Origin of the sequence: Burkholderia sp. Bp9099, assembly GCF_003857805.1 — a bacterium.
In the GTDB taxonomy this organism is placed as follows: domain Bacteria; phylum Pseudomonadota; class Gammaproteobacteria; order Burkholderiales; family Burkholderiaceae; genus Burkholderia.
Genome location: NZ_QTPU01000019.1, coordinates 78,601 through 100,141, shown reverse-complemented (window position 1 = coordinate 100,141; position 21,541 = coordinate 78,601). Strand labels below are relative to the sequence as shown.

Genomic DNA, 21,541 nt, shown 5'->3' with positions numbered 1-21,541 from the left:
CGGCGGACGCGCCGGCCAGGGCCTCCGGCGGGGCGTCCCTGGCCGGGCGTCCCTGACCGGGCGTCCCTGACCGGGCGTCCCAAATTACCGCCCGGCAAAGGCCTTTTCGGCTAAAATAAGCCGTTTTTTCACCGACTTACAAGGCGTGCTCCGCAGTCGTCGAGCGCGCCTTTTTCGCTTGATCGGCACTGAATGGATCATATTCGCAATTTCTCGATCATCGCGCACATCGACCATGGCAAGTCGACGCTCGCGGATCGCATCATCCAGGTATGCGGCGGCCTCGCCGACCGTGAAATGGAAGCGCAGGTGCTCGACTCGATGGATATCGAGCGCGAGCGCGGCATCACGATCAAGGCGCAGACGGCTGCACTGTCCTATCGCGCTCGCGACGGGAAGGTCTACAACCTCAACCTGATCGATACGCCGGGGCACGTCGACTTCTCGTACGAAGTCAGCCGTTCGCTGTCCGCGTGCGAAGGGGCGCTGCTCGTGGTCGACGCGAGCCAGGGCGTCGAGGCGCAGACGGTCGCGAACTGCTACACGGCGATCGAGCTCGGCGTCGAGGTCGTGCCGGTGCTGAACAAGATCGACCTGCCGGCCGCGAACCCCGAGAATGCGATCGAGGAGATCGAGGACGTGATCGGCATCGACGCGACCGACGCGACGCGCTGCAGCGCGAAGACGGGTCTCGGCGTCGAGGACGTGCTCGAAGCGCTGATCGCGAAGGTGCCGCCGCCGAAGGGCGATCCGGCCGCGCCGCTGCAGGCGCTGATCATCGACTCGTGGTTCGACAACTACGTCGGCGTCGTGATGCTCGTGCGGATCGTCAACGGCACGCTGCGTCCGAAGGACAAGATCAAGATGATGGCGACCGGCGCGCAGTATCCGGTCGAGCACGTCGGCGTGTTCACGCCGAAGTCGCGCAATCTCGACTCGCTGTCGGCGGGGCAGGTGGGTTTCATCATCGCCGGCATCAAGGAACTGACGGCCGCGAAGGTCGGCGACACCGTCACGCACGCGACCAAGGCGGCCGCCGAACCGCTGCCGGGCTTCAAGGAAGTGAAGCCGCAGGTGTTCGCGGGCCTCTATCCGGTCGAGGCGAACCAGTACGACGCGCTGCGCGAATCGCTCGAGAAGCTGAAGCTCAACGATGCATCGCTGCAGTACGAGCCGGAAGTGTCGCAGGCACTCGGCTTCGGTTTCCGCTGCGGCTTCCTTGGGCTGCTGCACATGGAAATCGTGCAGGAGCGACTCGAGCGCGAGTTCGACATGGACCTCATCACGACCGCACCGACGGTCGTCTACGAGGTCGTGCAGAGCGACGGCTCGACGATCATGGTCGAGAACCCGGCGAAGATGCCGGAGCCCGGCCGCATCGCCGAAGTGCGCGAGCCGATCGTCACCGTGAACCTGTACATGCCGCAGGACTACGTCGGTTCCGTGATCACGCTGTGCGAGCAGAAGCGCGGCTCGCAGATCAACATGCAGTATCACGGCCGCCAGGTGCAGCTCACGTACGAAATCCCGATGGCCGAGATCGTGCTCGACTTCTTCGATCGCCTGAAGTCGGTGTCGCGCGGCTATGCGTCGATGGACTACGAGTTCAAGGAATACCGTTCGTCGGACGTCGTGAAGGTCGACATGCTGATCAACGGCGACAAGGTCGACGCGCTGTCGATCATCGTGCACCGGTCGCAGTCGCAATACCGCGGTCGCGAGGTTGCCGCGAAGATGCGCGAGATCATTCCGCGCCAGATGTACGACGTGGCGATCCAGGCCGCGATCGGCGCGCACATCGTCGCACGCGAGAACATCAAGGCACTGCGCAAGAACGTGCTCGCGAAGTGCTACGGCGGCGACATCACGCGAAAGAAGAAACTGCTCGAGAAGCAGAAAGAAGGTAAGAAACGCATGAAGCAGGTGGGTTCGGTCGAGATCCCGCAGGAGGCGTTCCTCGCGATCTTGCGCGTCGAAGACAAATAACAGGACTGATCCTTTTATGAATTTTGCGTTGATTCTTTTTGTGCTCGTCGTCGTGACGGGCGTAGCGTGGGTGTTGGACAAACTGGTGTTCCTGCCGCAGCGGCGCAAGGCGGCCGACGCGGCGATCGAGGAGTTCGATCGTCAGCAGTCGCGTATCGACAAGCGTTTCGCGGACGAAAACGCGGGGCAGACGCGTTCGAAGCTGCGCGACGAAAAACTGCGCCAGCCGTGGTGGCTCGAGTACACCGCGAGCTTCTTCCCGGTGATCCTGGCCGTGTTCGTCGTGCGTTCGTTCATCGTCGAGCCGTTCAAGATCCCGTCGGGCTCGATGGTGCCGACGCTGCTGGTCGGCGACTTCATCCTCGTCAACAAGTTCGAATACGGCCTGCGCATGCCGATCACGAACACGAAGATCACGCAGGGCAGCCCGCTGTCGCGCGGCGACGTCGTCGTGTTCCGTTATCCGAAGGACGAGTCGGTCGACTACATCAAGCGCGTGATCGGCCTGCCGGGCGACACGGTCGCTTACCAGGACAAGCAACTGACGATCAACGGCCAGCCGGTGCCCGAAACGCCGCTGCCGGATTTCTTCGACGACGAGCGCCAGAACTACGCGAAGCAGTTCGAGGAAACGATCGGCACGAAGAAGAACGCGATCCTCAACAATCCCGCCGTGCCGCCGTTCGTGATGGGCGCCTACGACTATCCGTATCGCGACAATTGCACGTACAACAGCCGCGGCGTGATCTGCAAGGTGCCGCCCGGTCACTACTTCATGATGGGCGACAACCGCGACAACAGCGCGGACAGCCGCTACTGGGGTTTCGTGCCGGACAACAACATCGTCGGCCGTGCGTTCTTCATCTGGATGAACTTCGGCGACCTGAAGCGCATCGGTTCCTTCAACTGACCGTATTCGATTCACACGCAATACGCGACGCACGGGCCGCGTCGCGTATTGCCGAACTACTTTAAGAACCGGCGGCAACACCGCCTCGTCACGCCTTTTCGCGTCCGGCCGTGCCGTTTCGGCCCGACCGGCGCCCGCGTTATACTCCTGCACATGCCCCTATCCCAGTTGGAAAGCCGGCTGCGCTACGAATTTCGCAATGCGGAATTGTTGCGCCAGGCTTTGACCCATCGCAGTCACAGTGCCACGCACAACGAACGGCTCGAGTTTCTCGGCGATTCCGTTCTGAATTGCGCGGTGGCCGCCCTTTTGTTCCAGCGTTTCAGCAAGCTGGACGAAGGCGACCTGTCGCGCGTGCGCGCCAATCTCGTCAAGCAGCAGTCGCTGTATGAAATCGCTCAGGCCCTGAATATTTCCGAAGGGTTGCGGCTGGGCGAGGGCGAGTTGCGCAGCGGCGGCTTCCGTCGCCCGTCGATCCTCGCGGACGCGTTCGAAGCCATCATCGGGGCGGTATTCCTCGATGGCGGCTTCGAAGCCGCCCAAGGGGTCATCAAGCGCCTCTATATCCCGATTCTCGACCACATCGATCCGCGCACGCTCGGCAAGGACGCGAAGACGCTGCTGCAGGAATACCTGCAGGGGCACAAGATCGCGCTGCCGACCTACACGGTCGTCGCGACCCATGGTGCGGCGCACAATCAGCAGTTCGAGGTCGAATGCACGGTGCCGAAGCTCGACGTGAAGGTGTCGGGCTCCGGCGCGAGCCGGCGGGCGGCCGAGCAGGCCGCCGCGAAGAAGGCGCTCGACGAGGTGCTGGCAGCCGCGCCGATGCTGGCCGCGAAGCCGAAGCGTTCGAAGAACGCACGCGGGTCGAAGCATGTCGAGCCTGAAATCGTGCCCGGCGTGAAGGGGGTGCAGGAAGCGCTCGACCTGCGTTCTCCGGAGCGCAAGGAGCGTGCGGCGGCGCGCGACGCGAAGGCGGCCGCCGCCGCGTCCGCAGCGGCCGATGCCGGCGCACAGCCGGGCGATCGGCCGGCGCAGGCGCCGATGGCCGCGATTCGCGCGGCGCATGTCGATACAGCCGCGGACAAGGCCGACCGGCCCGCGAAACCGACGGCCGACAAGCCTGGCGAGAAACCTGCCGACAAGGCGACCGACAAACCGTCAGACAAGCCGGCGGATCGCAGCGAACCCGGCGCGCGCGCGGCGGACAAGCCAGCCGAACGCACTGACAAGCCAGCCGAAGGCGCGCCCCGTGCAGCCGACAAGCCGGCGGGCCAGGCGACCGATCCGGCCGTGTCGTCCGCCGACAAGCCTGCTGCCGGTTCCGACGCCGCTTCGCGTGCGACGCCGCGCGCCCGCGACGCCGCGGCGCCCGGCCCCGAGGCGCCGCAGGGCGGCGCAAGCCTCGCTGCCGCGCAGGCGCGCGTGGCCGATGCCGATCACTGAATTGCCCATCGATCGTGCCGCGCGTCGCGCGGCCGTTTCCGAACCTGTCTCCCAAACGATATGAACACTCCCGCTCCTACCGGTTTCCGTTGCGGCATGATCGCGATCGTGGGCCGCCCGAACGTCGGCAAGTCGACGTTGATGAACGCACTCGTCGGCCAGAAGATCAGCATCACGTCGCGCAAGGCGCAAACCACGCGCCATCGCATCACCGGCATTAACACGTTCGACGACGCGCAATTCGTGTTCGTCGACACGCCGGGCTTCCAGACCCGTCACAGCACCGCGCTGAACCGCTCGCTGAACCGCGCGGTCACGTCGACGCTCACGTCGGTCGACGTGATCCTGTTCGTGATCGAGGCCGGCCGCTTCGGGCCCGACGACCAGAAGGTGCTCGACCTGATCCCGCCCGGCATGCCGACGCTGCTGATCGCGAACAAGATCGACCGCGTGAACGACAAGGCTACGCTGTTCCCGTTCATGCAGAAGGTGAGCGAGCTGCGCGAATTCACCGAGCTCGTGCCGCTGTCGGCGCAGAAGCCGGAAGACATCAAGCGCCTGCTGGACACGATCAAGCCGTACTTGCCGGAAGGCGAGCCGATCTACGGCGAGGACGAGCTGACCGACCGCAGCTCGCGCTTTCTCGCGGCCGAAATCCTGCGCGAGAAGGTGTTCCGCTGGACCGGCGACGAACTGCCGTACACGAGCACCGTCCTGATCGACAAATTCGAGGAGGAAGGGCGCCTGAAGCGCATCTTCGCGACGATCCTCGTCGAACGCGATTCGCACAAGGCGATGGTGATCGGCAAGAAGGGCGAGAAGCTCAAGCAGATCAGCACCGAGGCGCGGATGGACATGGAGAAGCTGTTCGACGGCCCCGTGTACCTCGAGACCTTCGTGAAGGTGAAGAGCGGCTGGGCCGACAACGAGGCGGGGCTGCGCGCCTATGGGTACGAATGACGCGCTGACGTCGACCGAAGATGCGGTGACCGCCGGCGCGAACGACGCGCCATTGCCGGCACCGCCCGAACCGCCGCGTCGCAAGGCGCGGCGCGCGACCTCTCGCACGTCCGATTTCCGCGTCGCCGAGCAGCCGGCGTTCGTGCTGCACAGCTATCCGTACCGGGAAACGAGCCTGATCATCGACGTGCTGACGCGCGATCACGGCCGGCTCGCGCTCGTCGCGAAGGGCGCGAAGCGCCCGCACTCCGCGCTGCGCGGCGTGCTGCAGACGTTCCAGCCGCTGCTGCTGTCCTGGTCGGGCAAATCCGAAGTGCGCACGCTGACGGGCGCCGAGTGGGTCGGCGGGATGCTGCCGCTCGGCGGCGACGGGCTGCTGTGCGGCTTCTACGCGAACGAGCTGCTCGTGAAATTCTGCGCGCGCGAGGATCCGCAGCCGCCGCTCTTCAATCATTACGTGCTGACCTTGACGCGTCTCGCGCACGGCGAGCCCGCGGTGCAGGTGCTGCGCTCGTTCGAGCGCGTGCTGCTGCGCGAGACCGGCTATGCGATGGCGCTGAACCGCACGGTCGCGCGCCGGGCGGTCGAGCCCGATCGCCGCTACGTGTTCGATCCCGAGCGCGGCGTGCGCAATGCGGACGACGACGTGCCGTCGCACTGGCCGGTGATTACCGGACAGACGTTGCTCGACATGGAGCAGGACGATTACCATCGAGCCCAGACGGTCGCGCAAAGCAAGACGCTGATGCGCTTCCTGCTGAACACCTATCTCGGCGGTACGCCGCTTGCCACGCGTCAGATCCTGATCGACCTGCAAAACCTATGAGCTTCTTCCTGACAACGCCCACCGTCATCGACCTCGGCGTGAACATCGACCACGTCGCGACGCTGCGCAACGCGCGCGGCACGGCCTATCCCGATCCGATCCGCGCGGCGCTCGCGGCCGAAGAGGCCGGTGCTGACGCGATCACGCTGCACCTGCGCGAGGACCGCCGCCACATCGTCGACGCCGACGTGCGCACGCTGCGCCCGCAGCTGAAGACGCGGATGAACCTCGAATGCGCGGTGACGGCCGAGATGCTCGACATCGCATGCGAAGTGCGTCCGCACGACGCGTGCCTCGTGCCCGAGAAGCGCGAGGAACTGACGACCGAAGGCGGTCTCGACGTCGCCGGCCGCTTCGAGGCCGTGCGTGCGGCATGCCGGCAGCTCGCCGACGCCGGCGTGCGCGTGTCGCTGTTCATCGATCCGGACGAAACGCAGATCCGCGCCGCGCACGAAGCCGGCGCGCCGGTGGTCGAGCTGCATACCGGCCGCTACGCCGATGCGCACGACGAAGCCGAGCAGCAGCGCGAATACGAACGCATCGTCGCGGGCGTGCAGGCCGGCGCGCAACTGGGCCTGAAGGTCAACGCCGGTCACGGACTGCATTACACGAACGTGCAGCAGATCGCCGCGATCGACGGCATCGTCGAGCTGAACATCGGCCACGCGATCGTCGCGCACGCGATCTTCGCGGGCTGGGACAACGCGGTGCGCGAGATGAAGGCGATCATGGTCGCCGCGCGTGTGGCCGCGCTGCACGGCGGCGCGCGCTGACGATGCATTGCGTGCGCGCGCGCTTCGCTCGTCACCCGGCGTCGTCCGTGCGTCACGGCGGGCGCTGACATGGCGATCTACGGCATCGGTACCGACATCGTCCAGGTGAGCCGCATCGCGGCCGTGCTCGAGCGCACGGGCGGCCGGTTTGCCGAGAAGGTGCTGGGCCCCGACGAACTGCGCGTGTTCCATGCGCGCCGCGCGCGCTCCGAGGCGCGCGGCATCGCGTTTCTCGCGACGCGCTTTTCCGCGAAGGAAGCGTTCTCGAAGGCGATCGGGCTCGGCATGCACTGGCCGATGACGTGGCGCGCGCTGCAGACCCTCAACCAGCGCAGCGGCGAGCCGTACGTCGTCGCGTCGGGTGAGCTGGCCGACTGGCTCGCCGCGCGCGGCATCACGGCGCGCGTGACGGTCAGCGACGAACGCGACTACGCGGTGTCGTTCGTGGTCGCCGAGACCGACGCAGCGCCGCCTGCACCCGCACCTGTTTCCCGAACCACTCCCTGACGGACTTTCCGATTCGATGAAAACGACTCCCGGCCCGGTCATGCTCGACGTCGTCGGCACGGCCCTGTCGCGCGACGATGCGCGGCGCCTTGCGCATCCGAACACCGGCGGCGTGATCCTGTTCGCGCGGCATTTCCAGAACCGTGCGCAGCTCACCGCGCTGACCGACTCGATCCGCGCGGTGCGCGAGGACATCCTGATCGCCGTCGATCACGAAGGCGGCCGCGTGCAGCGGTTCCGCACCGACGGCTTCACGGTGTTGCCGGCGATGCGCCGCCTCGGCGAACTGTGGGACCGCGACGTGCTGCTCGCGACGAAGGTCGCGACCGCGGTCGGCTACATCCTGGCGGCCGAGCTGCGCGCATGCGGCATCGACATGAGCTTCACGCCGGTGCTCGATCTCGACTACGGGCACTCGAAGGTGATCGGCGATCGTGCGTTCCATCGCGACCCGCGCGTCGTCACGCTGCTCGCGAAGAGCCTCAACCACGGGCTGTCGCTCGCGGGCATGGCGAACTGCGGCAAGCATTTCCCGGGGCACGGCTTCGCGGAAGCCGATTCGCACGTCGCGCTGCCGACCGACGACCGGCCGCTCGACGCGATCCTCAAGCAGGACGTTGCGCCGTACGACTGGCTCGGCCTGGCGCTGACCGCGGTGATTCCCGCACACGTGATCTACACGCAGGTCGACAAGCGGCCGGCCGGCTTCTCGCGCGTGTGGCTGCAGGACATCCTGCGCGGGCAGCTCGGCTTCACGGGCGCGATCTTCAGCGACGACCTGTCGATGGAGGCGGCACGCGAGGGCGGCACGCTCACGCAGGCGGCCGACGCGGCGCTCGCCGCTGGTTGCGACATGGTGCTCGTCTGCAACCAGCCGGATGCGGCCGAAGTCGTGCTGAACGGCCTGAAGGCGCAGGCGTCGGCCGAGTCGGTGCGGCGCATCAAGCGGATGCGGGCGCGCGGCAAGCCGCTCAAGTGGGACAAGCTGATCGCGCAGCCTGAGTATCTGCAGGCGCAGGCGCTGCTGAGCAGCGCACTGGCGTAAGCGGGAAGGGCGGTGCGAGGCCGCCTGTTCCGTTGCCGAAAGCAAAAAAGCCGCGCTTTTGCGCGGCTTTTTTGCTTTGACGGCGAAGCATGGGGCCACACGCCTTTGCGCAACTAACCGTCAGCTCCGGCCGGCGCCCCGAACAACGGCCGCCCGGTCAGTTGACCTTCATCCGCTGCAACTTGTTGTACAGCGTCTTGGGGCTGATGCCGAGCAGCGTCGCTGCGCGATGGCGCGTGCCGCCGACCGCGTCGAGCGTCGCGCGGATCAGCAGATCCTCGACGTCGGACAGCGGGGTGCCGACCTTGATCTGAACGCTGCTGCCGTTCAGCGCGGCGCCGGCCGCGAAGCTTGCTTCGCCCGCGCGCAGCGTTTCGATGAAATCGCCGGATGCGTCATAGGCGAAGCGCACGCGCTCCTGCAGTTCGCGCACGTTGCCGGGCCATTCGTAGGACACGCATTCGCGCACGAAGCCCGGCGCTGCGCGCTTATCGGTCGTGCTGCGGCCGGTGCCGCGCGCTTCGCGGTTGAGGTCGTCGATCAGCGCGTCCGCGATGGCGAGGACATCGCCGTCGCGTTCGCGCAGCGGCGGCATCGTGATCGACGCCGCATCGAGACGCAGCCACAGATCCTCGCGCAGCATGCCGTTCGCGACCGCCTCGCGGGCCGGGCGGCGCGTGGTCGCGATCAGCCGGAAGTCGCTCGCGATCGAGCTCGTGCCGCCGATCCGCATGAAGTTCTGCGAGTCGAGCGCATGCAGCAGCGCCTCCTGCAGCACGAGCGGCAGTGCGGTGATCTCGTCGAGGAACAGCGTGCCGCCGCCGGCCTGTTCGAACAGGCCCGACTCGCGCCGCTCGGCACCGTCGAACGCGCCGCGTTCATGGCCGAACAGCACGCTGTCGAGCGACGCGCCGTGGCGTCCGGCCTGGGCGATCGTGCGGCAGTCGAACGACACGAACGGCCCTTTGCGGCGCCGGCTCAGGTCGTGCAGCGTGCGCGCGGCCAGCTTCTTGCCGGTGCCGGCTTCGCCGGTGAACAGCACGGCCGTTTCGGTGCCCGCGTTGTGCTCGATCATGTCGTACACGTGCTGCATCGCCTCGCTGCGGCCGACCAGCGCGCCGAAGCGGCCGAGGTGGCGCAGCGACGCGCGCAGCGTCCGCACTTCGTCGATCAGTTCGTAGGGGCGCGGAATCCGGGCCAGCAGGCTGCGCAGGCGCGGAATGTTGATCGGTTTCAGCAGGTAGTCCCAGATGCCGTGACGCAGGCCTTCGATCGCGCTCTCGACCGTCGCGTTGCCCGTCAGCACGATCACCGGCAGCGAGCCGTTCGGTTGCTGCTGCGGCAGGTGCTGGAGCAGATCGAACCCGCTGCCGTCCGGCAGGTTCAGGTCGACCAGGACGACATCGGGAATCGAGCGGCCGAGCGCCGTGCGTGCCTCGGCGAGCGACGTGGCCGTGTCGACCGAGAAGCCGTCTGCGGCGAGCAGCGCGGTCAGGCCGGACAGACTGTTGGGATCGTCTTCGACAATCAGGGCGTGTGGCATGGTGGACGCGAGTCGAGTCAAGAGAGGCGGGCTGTCGGCCATCGAGCCGGCCGCAGCCGCATGTCAGATTAAAAACTGATTTTATGCCCCGCTGAACGCCTGACGTGCATTATTTCTTTCACGCTATAAAACAGTTACCGATGATACAAATTGAATACCTTTAATGCTGGATTTCGTGCTGTCCATGGTGCCCACGCCCGCTGCTGTTGACGCCAGACAAACAAAAAGCGCCCCGCAGGGCGCTTTGTTCGATCCGGAAATCGCAGGCGATTACGCGCGGCTGCGATATTCGTTCGTACGCGTATCGATTTCGATCTTGTCGCCGGTATTGCAGAACAGCGGCACTTGCAGTTCGAAGCCCGTTGCGAGCTTGGCGTTCTTCAGCACCTTGCCCGACGACGTGTCGCCCTTGACGGCCGGTTCCGTGTAGGTGATCTCGCGAACCAGGATCGTCGGCAGTTCGACCGAGATCGCCTTCTCGTTGTAGAACACGACTTCGCACGCCATGCCGTCTTCGAGGTAGTTCAGCGCTTCGCCCATCATTTCCGCTTCGACTTCGTACTGGTTGTAGTCGGCGTCCATGAACACGTACATCGGATCGGCGAAGTACGAGTACGTCACTTCCTTGCGGTCGAGCACGACGACGTCGAACTTGTCGTCAGCCTTGTAGACCGATTCCTGGCCTGCGTTCGTCAGCAGGTTCTTCATCTTCATCTTGACGACGGCGGAGTTGCGGCCCGACTTGTTGTATTCCGCCTTTGCGATGACCCATGCTTCGCTGCCGATCTGCACGACGTTGCCTACGCGGAGTTCCTGTGCGGTCTTCATAAAAACTGTCCTGATCCAATCAAATAAATAGGTGCCTGAGCGTTGCGCAACGGCTGACGGCGCAAGCGGCGGTGCGTTCCGGTAGGTGCCAAGAGCCCCAAACGCGAGCGCTTGCGTGGTCAGCCGTCGGATAACCGCTTATTTTAACTGAGATTTTACGTATTCCGCCAGCTTTCCGGCGAGATCGCCGACGCTCGCCAGCGCGTCGGCCCAGCACGCCGCGTTGGCATCCAGTGCGGCACGGTGTTGCAGCAAATCGGCCCAGTCGGGCGTGCCGGCGCCGTTCCATGCATGCCAGAAGCGCCCGAGTGCCGCGCGCGGTGCGTCGGCGAGGCCGGCCGACAGGTGCGCGAGCGCGGCGTCGAGCTTCGGCAGGTGCGCATCGTCGGCCTGCGGGTAGATGTGCCATACGAACGGCTTGCGCGCCCACTGCGCGCGGACGAACGAGTCCTCGCCGCGCACGAAGTTGACGTCGGCCACCCACAGGAGCGGGTCGTAGTCGGCCTGCGGGACGAACGCGAGCCCGTACGCGGTCAGATTGCCGCGGCTTGCGCGCGCGCCGGCGCCGAACGATTCGACCCCGAAGAAGCGGGCGACGGCCGGCGACACGCGGCCGGCGGGCACGAGCGCGACGACGGGCGACGCGCCGTCGCGCCACTGCGCGAGCAGTGCGTCGACGCCCGGATTCTCATACGCGAACAGGCTGACGACGGTCGTGCCCGGCGCCGGTGGCGCGTCGCCCGTCGCATGCCGCCACCAGGCGGTGCGCGCCGCCGCGTCGGCTTCGAAGGCGGTCCGGCGCGCGTCGAGGTCGCGTTCCTTCAGCACGCCGCCCGTGCCGGCCGACAGTCCCGGGAAGAAGAACGTCTTCAGCAGCGGATAGCGCGGATGCGGCGACGGCCGCAAATGGAAATCGGCGACCCAGTCCTCGGCGCTCAGGTATTCGAGATTGATCCACACCGGGCGGCGCGCGCGGCGCGCCATCGCGGCGAGATAGGCGCCGGGCAGCTCGCACGCGAAGGCCTCGATCACGACGTCGGCGATCTCCAGTGCGTCGCCGACTTCCGCATGCCAGTGCTCGATCACGATGCCGTCGAGCGTCTGCCGCCCGGCATCGGGATCGACCCCCGGCAGCAGCCGCGCGAACGTGCGCAGGTCGTCGATGAACAGGCGCACCTGCCAGCCGTGCTCGTGCGCGAGCTGGCGGGCGAGGCGCCAGCACACGCCGATGTCGCCGAAGTTGTCGATCACGGTGCAGAAGAGGTCGCACGCGATCGGTTCGTCGGGCGCGAGCGGCGCAGCGGAGGCAGGGGAGGCGGGGGCGGTGCGGGGCATCGAAGCGGACCGGTGAATGCTCTAAACTGGCGATTCTAATGGACCCGTTCCGCGCCACAAGGCACCCGAATCGCGCATGACATCCCCAGAAGCCGCCGACACCCCGTTCGAACCGAAGAAGATCCTCGTGCAACTGCCGCACATGCCGGGCGTCTACCGCTACTACGATGCGGCGGGCGCCGTGCTTTACGTCGGCAAGGCGCGCGACCTGAAGAAGCGCGTCTCGAGCTATTTCACGAAGACGCAGCTGTCGCCGCGCATCGCGATGATGGTCACGCGCATCGCGCGCATCGAGACGACCGTCACGCGCTCGGAGGCGGAAGCGCTGCTGCTCGAGAACAACCTGATCAAGGCGCTCGCGCCGCGCTACAACATCCTGTTTCGCGACGACAAGTCGTATCCGTACCTGAAGCTCACCGCGCACCGCTTTCCGCGCATGGCGTACTACCGCGGCTCGGTCGACAAGCAGAACCAGTATTTCGGGCCGTTCCCGAGCGCGTGGGCCGTGCGCGAGAGCATCCAGATCCTGCAGCGCGTATTCCAGTTGCGCACCTGCGAGGATTCGGTCTTCAACAATCGCACGCGGCCGTGCCTGCTGCATCAGATCGGGCGCTGCACGGCGCCGTGCGTCGGCGCGATTTCCGAGGACGACTACGCGATCGACGTGTCGAACGCCGCGCGCTTCCTGCTCGGCCGGCAATCGGAAGTGATGAAGGAACTCGAGCAAAAGATGCACGCGTTCGCGGCCGAGCTGAAGTTCGAGCAGGCAGCCGCCGTGCGCAACCAGATGAGCTCGCTCGCGACGGTGCTGCACCAGCAGGCGATCGAGGTCGGCAGCGACAGCGACGTCGACATCCTCGCGGTGGTCGCGCAGGGCGGACGCGTGTGCGTGAACCTGGCGATGGTGCGCGGCGGCCGGCATCTCGGCGACAAGGCCTATTTCCCGGCGCACGTCGAAAGTGCGCTGACGCTGGCCGAAGGCGGGCTCGGCGACGAGGCCGAGGGCGAGGGCGAGGGCGAGGCAGCGGAGGCTGCCGACGACACCGCTGCGGCGTTGCCCGAGCGGCCCGCGGAAGATGCTGCCGCCGCGCGTGACGCGGGCGCGTCGGTGGAGGCCGAGGTGCTCGATGCGTTCATCGCGCAGCACTATCTCGGCAATCGCGTGCCGCCCGTGCTGGTCGTGAGCCATGCGCCCGCGAGCCGCGACCTGCTCGAGCTGCTGTCCGAGCAGGCCGGTCACAAGGTCTCGCTGGTGCGGCAGCCGCAGGGGCAGCGGCGCGCGTGGCTGTCGATGGCCGAGCAGAACGCGCAGATCGCGCTCGCGCGGCTGCTGTCCGAGCAGGGTTCGCAGCAGGCGCGCACGCGCGCGCTCGCGGAAACGCTCGGCTTCGAAAGCGACGATCTCGCGACGCTGCGGATCGAATGTTTCGACATCAGCCATACGATGGGCGAGGCGACGCAGGCGTCGTGCGTCGTCTATCACCATCACAAGATGCAGTCGGGCGAGTACCGTCGCTACAACATCACCGGCATCACGCCGGGCGACGATTACGCGGCCATGCGGCAGGTGCTGACGCGCCGCTACGAGAAGATGGTCGAGCAGGCCGCGCAGGCGGCGGCCGCCGACGATGCGGCCGGCATCGACGGCGAATCGACGCGCCAGGCCGAGGCATCGAGCCTGCTGCCGAACATCGTGCTGATCGACGGCGGCAAGGGGCAGGTCGAGATCGCGCGCCAGGTGTTCACCGAGCTCGGGCTCGATACGTCGATGCTGGTCGGCGTCGCGAAGGGCGAGGGGCGCAAGGTCGGCCTCGAGACGCTCGTGTTCGCGGACGGCCGCACGCCGCTCGAACTCGGCAAGGAGAGCGCCGCGCTGATGCTCGTCGCGCAGATCCGCGACGAGGCGCACCGCTTCGCGATCACCGGGATGCGCGCGAAACGGGCGAAGGCGCGCCAGACCTCGCGGCTCGAGGAGCTCGAAGGGGTCGGTGCGAAACGCCGGCAGCGGCTGCTTGCGCGGTTCGGCGGGCTGCGCGGTGTCGTCGCGGCGAGCGTCGAGGAGCTGGCGAGCGTCGACGGCATCTCGCACGCGCTCGCCGAGCAGATCTACAAGCAGCTTCACTGATCCGGCCGTGCGACCGGCCGCGCCTGAGCGCGATCTCGCGTTCTTGTGGCAGGCCGGTCGACACGGCACAATTGCGAATCCTTTACTGACCCGCATGCCATGCCGTTCAATTTCCCGATTTTCCTGACGTGGGTACGGATCGTGCTGATCCCGCTCGTCGTCGGCGTGTTCTATCTGCCGGACACGGTGATGGGCGGCGCGCACCGCAACCTCGCGGCGGCGGCGATCTTCATCCTCGCCGCGCTGACCGACTGGTTCGACGGGTTTCTCGCCCGCAAGTGGAACCAGACGTCGTCGTTCGGCGCGTTCCTCGATCCGGTCGCGGACAAGCTGATGGTGACGGCCGCGCTGCTGATCCTCGTGCAGATTTCGCGGGTCGATGCGGCGATCGCGCTCGTGATCGTCGGCCGCGAGATCGCGATTTCGGCGCTGCGCGAATGGATGGCACAGATCGGTGCGTCGAAGAGCGTCGCGGTGAACCAGCTCGGCAAGTTCAAGACCGCGTGCCAGATGGTCGCGATTCCGATGCTGCTGTACTACGGCCCGCTGCCGCTCGGCATCGCGACGATCGACACGCGCGCGTGGGGCGAGTGGCTGATGTACCTCGCCGCGGTGCTGACGATCTGGTCGATGCTGTACTACATGAAGCTCGCATGGCCGCAGATTCGCGAGCGCGGCGGCGCGTGACCGGCCCCTGCACGGTCGTTTCCCAGTTTTTTGGAAAAAGGGCTGGAAAAGCCCTTGACACACGAATGTGCCTTCGACATAATCTCGCTTCTCCGCTGCACGACGAAGTAAGTGTGTGACGGGGAAGCAGTAGCGCAGCAATACGCGGGAGTAGCTCAGTTGGTAGAGCGCAACCTTGCCAAGGTTGAGGTCGCGAGTTCGAGACTCGTCTCCCGCTCCAGATTTTTCTGGCAGCGTGTTGTAAGGCAAAGCGCTGCAGGTGCAGGACAATGCGGGAGTAGCTCAGTTGGTAGAGCGCAACCTTGCCAAGGTTGAGGTCGCGAGTTCGAGACTCGTCTCCCGCTCCAAGTCATGGGGAAGCCACGCTTCCCTTTTTATTTGATGGACTGTTGGTCCTCGAATAAAAAATCTGTCGCTTGCCTCAACGGCATCCGGACAGTCCGCTTTTGGCGCGATAGCAAAGCGGTTATGCAGCGGCCTGCAAAGCCGTTTAGGCCGGTTCGACTCCGGCTCGCGCCTCCAGCAAGAAAAGAAAAGCCCCGCTTCGGCGGGGCTTTTCTTTTTTCTGCGCTCGATCCGCCCGGCTACTCCGCCGGATACGTCAGCGTCACCCGCTCGCACTTCGACGTGCTCTTGCCGCCATAGTCGTAAATCGCGAGCAGATGCCGGCCCTTGCTGTTCAGGATCGGCAGCATGATCGTCCTGCGATTCGGATTGTTGCCGTCGGCCGGTTCGTCTAAAACCTGTTTGCGAATTTCCGATTCGAGATCCGACGGGGTGTCGATGCCGTTTTCCGGACCGCGGCAGCGGCCGCCCGCGTCATCATGAGCGTGCCAAACATTCGGCGATGCCGATCAGCCATCGACCGGCCGAGCCGGCGTGTCGAGCCTCAGCTGATAGAACGCCGCATCGAGCCAGCGGCCGAACTTGAAGCCCGCTTCGGTGATCGTGCCCGAGTGCACGAAGCCGAGGCGCGTGTGCAGCGCGACGCTGCCGCCGTTGGTCGCATCGATGCAGCCGACCAGCACATGCACTTCGGCTTCGCGCGCCCGCCGGATCAACTCGCGCAGCAGCAGCTCGCCGAGCCCGCGGCCGCGATGGTCGCGGTGGACGTACACGCTGTGTTCGACCGTGTACTTGAACGCGGGGAATGCGCGGAACGTGCCCCAGCTCGCGAAGCCGACCAGCGTGCCCGATTCATCCACCGCGCCGACGACCGGAAAACCGCCGGCGCGCTTCGTCGCGAACCACGTGACCATCGCTTCCGGCGGGCGCGGCCGGTAGTCGTACAGCGCGGTCGAATTCACGATCGCGTCGTTCAGGATGTCGAGGATGGCCGCGGCATGCTCGGCCTCGCTGCAATCGATCAGGCGCACGTCTTCGCGCGGTTTCGGGGAATTCATGCGGGCTCCTGCGCCTGTCGGCCTTGAACGGATGAAACACTCCGCGCGCCGGCGGCGGCGGGGACATCGCAGATCGCGACGACATAGCGCGCGACGTGCGACGACGGGTTGCTGAAAATCAGCGGCTGATCGACGCGCATGGCCAGACAGTCGCCTTCGTGAAGTTCGTGAAGCTGGTCGCCGTACGTGACGTCGACGCGCCCGTGGATGACCCATATTTGTTGATGCAGCGCGCTTTCGCGCCCGCCGGAGTCGTACGCGACGCGCGCGCCGGGCGGGAAATCGACTTCGACGAGCTGGATCGGCGACGGCCAGCCGGGTGGCGACAGGTTGCGCCGCACGTAACCGGACGCCGGATCGCGCCATTCCGCCTGCTGCGCGCGCCGCACCAGCGGTTGCGCGGGCGCGTCGTCGCGATCGCCGCCGAACAGCCCGGCCAGCGACACGCCGAGACCGGCCGCGAGCTTGTCGAGCACGACGGCCGTCGGGCTCGCCGACGCGCGCTCGATGAGCGAGATCATCGAACGGCTGACGCCGGAACGCGCGGCGAGCGCATCGAGCGTGTAGCCTCGTAGCGTGCGCAGCTCGCGCACGCGCCGGGCGATGCGTTCGTTGATGCCGGTGTCGTCGCCAGGGGCGTCGGTTGATTCTTTCATGATGGATTTATTTTCCAGCAAGTTGGAATTCGATGTCAACGGGATCCCGGATCGGCGATTCGCCGGCAGCCGGGCGCTTGCCGGGCGACCGGGGTGAGCGTAATATACGAAACGACTATATTTCGTTTAATTAGAGACATATGGGAATCATCAAGATATCCGAGCACATGCACGAACGGCTGCGCTCGACCAGTACCGCGCTGAGCCGTTCGATCAATGCACAGGCGGAGCACTGGCTGCGCGTCGGGATGCTGGCGGAACTCAACCCGTCGCTGTCCTACGGCGATATCTGCCGGCTGCTGATCGAGACCGAAGCGCGCGGCGGCGATGCCGGCCGCACGGAATCGGTCGTCGCCCACGGCATCGAGCAGGTGGCGTAATGGCGAGGCGCGAAATCCCGATCCGCGGTGCCGCGGAAATCGCCAAGTCGCGCGAGGCCGCGAAGCTCGCGTCCCAGGTGCTGACGATGATCACCGAACACGTGAAACCGGGCGTCACCACCGACGAGCTCGACGTGCGCTGCCGCGAATATATCGTCAACGTGCTCGGCGCGATCCCGGCGAACATCGGCTATCACGGTTATCCGAAAACCCTGTGCACGTCGGTCAATCACGTGGTCTGTCACGGCATTCCGTCGTCGCGGCCGATGCGCGACGGCGACATCGTGAATCTCGACATCGCGGTGATCAAGGACGGCTGGTTCGGCGACACGAGCCGCATGTACTTCGTCGGCGAGCCGGGCGAACTCGCGCGGCGCCTCGTCGCGACGACCTATGAGGCGATGCATGCGGGCATCCGCGCGGTGCGTCCCGGCGCGACGCTCGGCGACGTCGGCTATGCGATCCAGCAGGTCGCGCATCGTGAGGGATTCAGCGTGGTCCGCGAGTACTGCGGGCACGGGATCGGCGACGTGTACCACGACGAGCCGCAGGTGCTGCACTATGGTCGCCCGGGCACCGGCGTGCCGCTGCGGCCGGGGATGATCTTCACGATCGAGCCGATGCTGAATGCGGGCAAGCGCGATACGCGCGTGCTGGCGGACGGCTGGACGGTCGTCACGAAGGATCATTCGCTGTCCGCGCAGTGGGAGCACATGGTCGTCGTGACGGAGCAGGGCTTCGAGATCCTGTCGGACGACGTGAAGCCGCCGGCGTTCGCGGCGCTTTCCGGCACGCACGCGGCCTGACACGCGGCGCGCTGCGCGCCGCGACGCAACGAAAACGGGCCCCGCGTGAATGAGCGGGGCCCGTTTTCGTTGGCGGCCAAGCGGCGCGATCAGCAGGCTGCGGCCTCCGCAGCCGCCGCTGGCAGCGTCACGCGGCTCGACCGCGCGCCTTCTGCCACGCGTGTTCGACGAACACGCGGCACAGCGCTTCCATTCCGTTGCGGTCCTCGTCGTCGAAACGCGCGGCGACGGGGCTGTCGACGTCCCACACACCGATCAGCGTGCCGTCGGCAGCGACCAGCGGCACGACGATTTCCGATTCCGACGCGGCATCGCAGGCGATATGGCCGGGGAATGCATGCACGTCGCGCACGACCTGCGTCTCGCGGGTCTGCGCAGCCGTGCCGCACACGCCCTTGCCGAGCGCGATCCGCACGCACGCGGGCTTGCCCTGGAACGGCCCGACCACGAGTTCCGAACCGTCGAAGAAATAGAAGCCGGCCCAGTTCAGGCGGTCGAGCGAGTGATAGACGAGCGCGGAGAAGTTCGCGGCGTTCGCGGTCAGGTCGCGTTCCGATTCGACGAGCGCGCGTGCCTGCTCGACGAGCGTCGCATAGAGTTCGGCCTTGGAGGCGTGAGGGTCGGTGGACAGCGTGAACATGGCTGAAAGGCGAAAAGAGGTTGTGAACAGCGGGGTTGTGAAAACGGCGTGAAAAGCGCGATGCGCGTCCCGCAGTCTACGGCACGCGCGGCCGGTCTGCAGCGTCCGGTTCGCGACGCACACGCCGAACGCCGAACGCGGGGTGACCGCCGTGGCGATGCCGCTCAATCGGGCTCGAGTTCGGCGAACCGCTCGGCCAGGAAATCGAGCAGCGCGCGCACCGCGGGCAGCAGCCCGCGCCGCGACGCGAACACCGCATGCACGATCTCGCGGCGCGGCGCCCAGTCCGGCAGCACGGTCGCCAGTTCGCCGCGCGCGACTTCGTCGCGCACCATCATCGTCGGCAGCTGCACGACGCCGACCCCCGCGACGGCGGCCGCGCGCAGCGCGAGCATGCCGCCCGTGACGAGCCGCGGCTGATGGTGGATTTCCGCATGCGCGCCGTCGGGGCCGCGCAGCCGCCACACGTGCGTGGCCTGCGGCACGCCGTGATCGAGGCTTGGCAGGCGGGTCAGGTCGGCGGGGACGGCCGGCACGCCGCGCTCGCGCAGCAACGCGGGGCTCGCGACGAGGCACTGGCCGCGTTCGGCCAGCACGCGCAGCGCGAGGTCGCTGTCCTCGAGCGGCGGCGGGCGCACGCGGATCGCGACGTCGATCCCTTCGCCGACCACGTCGACGCGCCGGTTGGTCGCTTCCAGGTGAATCTCGACGCGCGGGCACGCGACCATGAACGCGGCGATCATCGTGCCGACCAGCGAATCGAGCAGCACGACCGGGCAACTGAGCCGCACGATGCCGCGCGGCTCCTCGTGCAGCAGCGCGATCGCCTCGTCGGCGGCGTCCGCCTCGACGAGCATCGCGCGACAATGCGCGTAGTAGGTCTGGCCGACGTCGGTGACGGTGAAACGGCGCGTCGAACGCTGGATCAGCCGCATCCCGAGCCGCGCCTCGAGCAGCGCGATGCGGCGGCTCAGCTTCGACTTCGGCATGTTCAGCGCGCGCCCGGCCGGCGCGAAGCCGCCGTGCTCGACCACCTGCACGAAGTAATAGAGATCGTTCAGATCCCGTTCGTTATCGTTCATGAAATAGAACGCTGAGTGCGATTTTGGCAGTCTACCGGATCGATCGTTCCACCTCTATATTCCTACTCAGGTTGCGAAACACGTGTTTCGCCGCAATTCGGAGAAGGCAAATGAAGAAGATCCAGGGTGTGTACAGTGCGCCGCGCGGTCATTGGGTCGGCGACGGTTTCCCGGTGCGTTCGATGTTCAGCTACCAGTCTCACGGGACGCACCTGAGCCCGTTCCTGCTGCTCGACTACGCGGGTCCCGCGAACTTCGAGCCGGCTTCGGCACCGCGCGGGGTGGGCCAGCACCCGCACCGCGGGTTCGAAACGGTGACGATCGTCTATGACGGCGAAGTCGCGCACCGCGACTCGACCGGTGCGGGCGGCGTGATCGGCCCGGGCGACGTGCAGTGGATGACGGCCGCGAGCGGGATCCTGCACGAGGAATTCCACTCGGAAGCGTTCACGAAGCGGGGCGGCCCGCTCGAGATGGTGCAGCTGTGGGTGAACCTGCCCGCCGCCGACAAGATGGGTGCGCCCGGCTATCAGACGATTCTGGACGCGGACATCCCGGTGGTCGAACTGCCGGACGGCGCAGGTCGCGCGCGGATCATCGCGGGCGAATTCGACGGCCGGCGCGGCCCGGCCCGCACGCACACGCCGATCGACGTGTGGGACGTGCGGCTCGCAGCCGGCGGCCGTGCGCGGTTCCCGATCGCCGAAGGGCGCACGCTCGCGGTGGTCGTGCTGAGCGGTACGCTGCTGGTGAACGGCGAGACGGTCGCCCGTGAAGCGCAGTTCGTGCAGTTGAGCCGCGACGGCCGCGACGTCGAGATCGAAGCGAACGGCGACGCCAAGCTGCTGATCCTGAGCGGCGAGCCGATCGATGAGCCGGTCGTCGGTTACGGCCCGTTCGTGATGAACTCGCAAGAGGAAATCCGGACCGCGATCGAGGATTTCAACAACGGCCGCTTCGGCCAGATGCCGGCATGACGGACAGGCCCCGCGCAATGCGGGGCCTTTTTTTCGCGCGCGGAAGGGCGGCACGCGTGCCGCGTGCGCTTCGAGGCATAATCGACGGTTGCCGCGCGCCGGCCGGCGCGCCCGAATCAGGACCGACCATGAATGCTTCCGCACCCGCCGCATCCCTGCATGCCGACGATCTCGACTGGCACTGGAAATTCTTCGACGCGCTGACGGCGCGCGAAGTCTATTCGATCCTCGACGCGCGCAGCGCCGTGTTCGTCGTCGAGCAGAACTGCGTCTATCGCGACATCGACGGTGCGGACCAGGCTGCGTGGCACCTGGCCGCATACGATCCCGCGGGCCGTCTCGCCGGTTACCTGCGCGTGCTGCTGCCGGATGCGCAGCACCCTGACGTGCGCATCGGCCGCGTGCTGACGACCGCCGCGTTTCGCGGCGCCGGCCTCGGTAACGCGCTGCTCTCTCGCGCGATCGGGCACATCCGCGCGCAGTGGCCGGATGCGCAGGTGAGCCTGCATGCGCAGGCGCACCTGCAGCGCTTCTACGGGGCATTCGGCTTCACGCCGAGTTCGGACGTGCACGACGAGGACGGCATCCCGCACGTGTGGATGACCAGCGCGCGCGGCTGACGC

At 66.6% G+C, this 21,541-nt stretch carries 21 protein-coding genes and 3 tRNA genes; 17 read left to right on the top strand and 7 right to left on the bottom strand.

All coding sequences use genetic code 11. The features are described from left to right. Window positions 1-192: 192 nt before the first annotated feature. The 8 genes from lepA (at window position 193) to nagZ (ending at window position 8,456) form a co-directional block, all read left to right on the top strand. On the top strand, window positions 193-1,986 hold the full coding sequence (gene lepA / locus DIE17_RS22610; RefSeq protein WP_044844766.1) for a translation elongation factor 4: 1,794 nt from the start codon (window positions 193-195) through the stop codon (window positions 1,984-1,986). A 16-nt stretch (window positions 1,987-2,002) separates the two neighbouring features. Further along, the gene (gene lepB / locus DIE17_RS22605; RefSeq protein WP_124487453.1) at window positions 2,003-2,896 is read left to right on the top strand and encodes a signal peptidase I; all 894 of its coding nucleotides are present in this window, start codon (window positions 2,003-2,005) and stop codon (window positions 2,894-2,896) included. 153 nt (window positions 2,897-3,049) lie between these two features. Continuing rightward, window positions 3,050-4,345 (top strand): ribonuclease III, encoded by a 1,296-nt coding sequence (gene rnc, locus DIE17_RS22600; RefSeq protein WP_124487452.1) that lies wholly within the window; start codon window positions 3,050-3,052, stop codon window positions 4,343-4,345. A gap of 60 nt (window positions 4,346-4,405) precedes the next feature. Next, on the top strand, window positions 4,406-5,305 hold the full coding sequence (gene era, locus DIE17_RS22595) for a GTPase Era (protein ID WP_006476493.1): 900 nt from the start codon (window positions 4,406-4,408) through the stop codon (window positions 5,303-5,305). After that, the gene (recO, locus tag DIE17_RS22590; RefSeq protein ID WP_014897645.1) at window positions 5,292-6,131 is read left to right on the top strand and encodes a DNA repair protein RecO; all 840 of its coding nucleotides are present in this window, start codon (window positions 5,292-5,294) and stop codon (window positions 6,129-6,131) included. The genes era and recO overlap by 14 nt, the downstream gene beginning before the upstream one ends. Next, window positions 6,128-6,904 (top strand): pyridoxine 5'-phosphate synthase, encoded by a 777-nt coding sequence (pdxJ, locus tag DIE17_RS22585; protein WP_124521374.1) that lies wholly within the window; start codon window positions 6,128-6,130, stop codon window positions 6,902-6,904. Before recO ends, pdxJ begins: the two co-directional genes overlap by 4 nt. Before the next feature lie 69 nt (window positions 6,905-6,973). Next, entirely contained in the window at window positions 6,974-7,411 is a 438-nt protein-coding gene (acpS, locus tag DIE17_RS22580) for a holo-ACP synthase (RefSeq protein WP_044844762.1), read from the top strand. Window positions 7,412-7,427: 16 nt separating this feature from the next. After that, on the top strand, window positions 7,428-8,456 hold the full coding sequence (nagZ, locus tag DIE17_RS22575) for a beta-N-acetylhexosaminidase (protein WP_124521372.1): 1,029 nt from the start codon (window positions 7,428-7,430) through the stop codon (window positions 8,454-8,456). A 157-nt stretch (window positions 8,457-8,613) separates the two neighbouring features. Here nagZ and DIE17_RS22570 read toward each other — a convergent pair whose 3' ends face one another. From DIE17_RS22570 to earP, 3 genes are all read right to left on the bottom strand, one after another. Continuing rightward, window positions 8,614-9,999, bottom strand: coding sequence for a sigma-54-dependent transcriptional regulator (locus tag DIE17_RS22570; RefSeq protein ID WP_044844760.1), 1,386 nt, complete (start codon window positions 9,997-9,999; stop codon window positions 8,614-8,616). A gap of 270 nt (window positions 10,000-10,269) precedes the next feature. Beyond that, the gene (gene efp, locus DIE17_RS22565) at window positions 10,270-10,827 is read right to left on the bottom strand and encodes an elongation factor P (RefSeq protein WP_044844759.1); all 558 of its coding nucleotides are present in this window, start codon (window positions 10,825-10,827) and stop codon (window positions 10,270-10,272) included. 138 nt (window positions 10,828-10,965) lie between these two features. Beyond that, window positions 10,966-12,162 carry an elongation factor P maturation arginine rhamnosyltransferase EarP gene (gene earP / locus DIE17_RS22560; protein WP_124521370.1) on the bottom strand — a complete coding sequence of 399 codons (1,197 nt, stop codon included), beginning with the start codon at window positions 12,160-12,162 and terminating at the stop codon, window positions 10,966-10,968. Window positions 12,163-12,238: 76 nt separating this feature from the next. Here earP and uvrC point away from each other — a divergent pair, with 76 nt between their 5' ends. The 5 genes from uvrC (at window position 12,239) to DIE17_RS22535 (ending at window position 15,496) form a co-directional block, all read left to right on the top strand. Then, complete coding sequence (uvrC, locus tag DIE17_RS22555; RefSeq protein ID WP_124521368.1) at window positions 12,239-14,287, top strand: excinuclease ABC subunit UvrC; 2,049 nt, start codon at window positions 12,239-12,241, stop codon at window positions 14,285-14,287. Window positions 14,288-14,386: 99 nt separating this feature from the next. Then, on the top strand, window positions 14,387-14,974 hold the full coding sequence (gene pgsA, locus DIE17_RS22550; RefSeq protein ID WP_124487447.1) for a CDP-diacylglycerol--glycerol-3-phosphate 3-phosphatidyltransferase: 588 nt from the start codon (window positions 14,387-14,389) through the stop codon (window positions 14,972-14,974). Between the two features lie 144 nt (window positions 14,975-15,118). Further along, window positions 15,119-15,194 (top strand) — tRNA-Gly (locus DIE17_RS22545). Window positions 15,195-15,245: 51 nt separating this feature from the next. Then, window positions 15,246-15,321: transfer RNA gene (locus DIE17_RS22540), tRNA-Gly, on the top strand. Between the two features lie 101 nt (window positions 15,322-15,422). Beyond that, window positions 15,423-15,496, top strand: a tRNA-Cys gene (locus DIE17_RS22535). A 332-nt stretch (window positions 15,497-15,828) separates the two neighbouring features. Here DIE17_RS22535 and DIE17_RS22525 read toward each other — a convergent pair. Next, window positions 15,829-16,377 (bottom strand): GNAT family N-acetyltransferase, encoded by a 549-nt coding sequence (locus DIE17_RS22525; protein WP_044844756.1) that lies wholly within the window; start codon window positions 16,375-16,377, stop codon window positions 15,829-15,831. Beyond that, a complete protein-coding gene (locus DIE17_RS22520; protein ID WP_124521366.1) occupies window positions 16,374-17,033 on the bottom strand; it encodes a helix-turn-helix domain-containing protein in 660 nt (219 codons plus the stop codon). Before DIE17_RS22520 ends, DIE17_RS22525 begins: the two co-directional genes overlap by 4 nt. A 140-nt stretch (window positions 17,034-17,173) precedes the next feature. Between DIE17_RS22520 and DIE17_RS22515 the strand changes: the two genes are divergently transcribed. Next, window positions 17,174-17,413: a ParD-like family protein gene (locus tag DIE17_RS22515; protein WP_124521364.1), complete on the top strand. Its 240-nt coding sequence runs from the start codon at window positions 17,174-17,176 to the stop codon at window positions 17,411-17,413. Continuing rightward, a complete protein-coding gene (map, locus tag DIE17_RS22510) occupies window positions 17,413-18,219 on the top strand; it encodes a type I methionyl aminopeptidase (protein WP_124521362.1) in 807 nt (268 codons plus the stop codon). Before DIE17_RS22515 ends, map begins: the two co-directional genes overlap by 1 nt. 127 nt (window positions 18,220-18,346) lie before the next feature. Here the strand turns inward: map and DIE17_RS22505 are convergent, their stop codons facing one another. Both DIE17_RS22505 and DIE17_RS22500 read right to left on the bottom strand, forming a co-directional pair. Then, window positions 18,347-18,859, bottom strand: coding sequence for a GAF domain-containing protein (locus DIE17_RS22505; RefSeq protein WP_124487423.1), 513 nt, complete (start codon window positions 18,857-18,859; stop codon window positions 18,347-18,349). Window positions 18,860-19,023: 164 nt separating this feature from the next. Then, entirely contained in the window at window positions 19,024-19,941 is a 918-nt protein-coding gene (locus DIE17_RS22500; RefSeq protein ID WP_124521360.1) for a LysR family transcriptional regulator, read from the bottom strand. A 110-nt stretch (window positions 19,942-20,051) separates the two neighbouring features. Between DIE17_RS22500 and DIE17_RS22495 the strand changes: the two genes are divergently transcribed. Both DIE17_RS22495 and DIE17_RS22490 read left to right on the top strand, forming a co-directional pair. Then, window positions 20,052-20,918 carry a pirin family protein gene (locus tag DIE17_RS22495; protein ID WP_124521359.1) on the top strand — a complete coding sequence of 289 codons (867 nt, stop codon included), beginning with the start codon at window positions 20,052-20,054 and terminating at the stop codon, window positions 20,916-20,918. Window positions 20,919-21,046: 128 nt separating this feature from the next. Next, window positions 21,047-21,538: a GNAT family N-acetyltransferase gene (locus tag DIE17_RS22490; protein ID WP_124487421.1), complete on the top strand. Its 492-nt coding sequence runs from the start codon at window positions 21,047-21,049 to the stop codon at window positions 21,536-21,538. Window positions 21,539-21,541 lie beyond the last annotated feature (3 nt).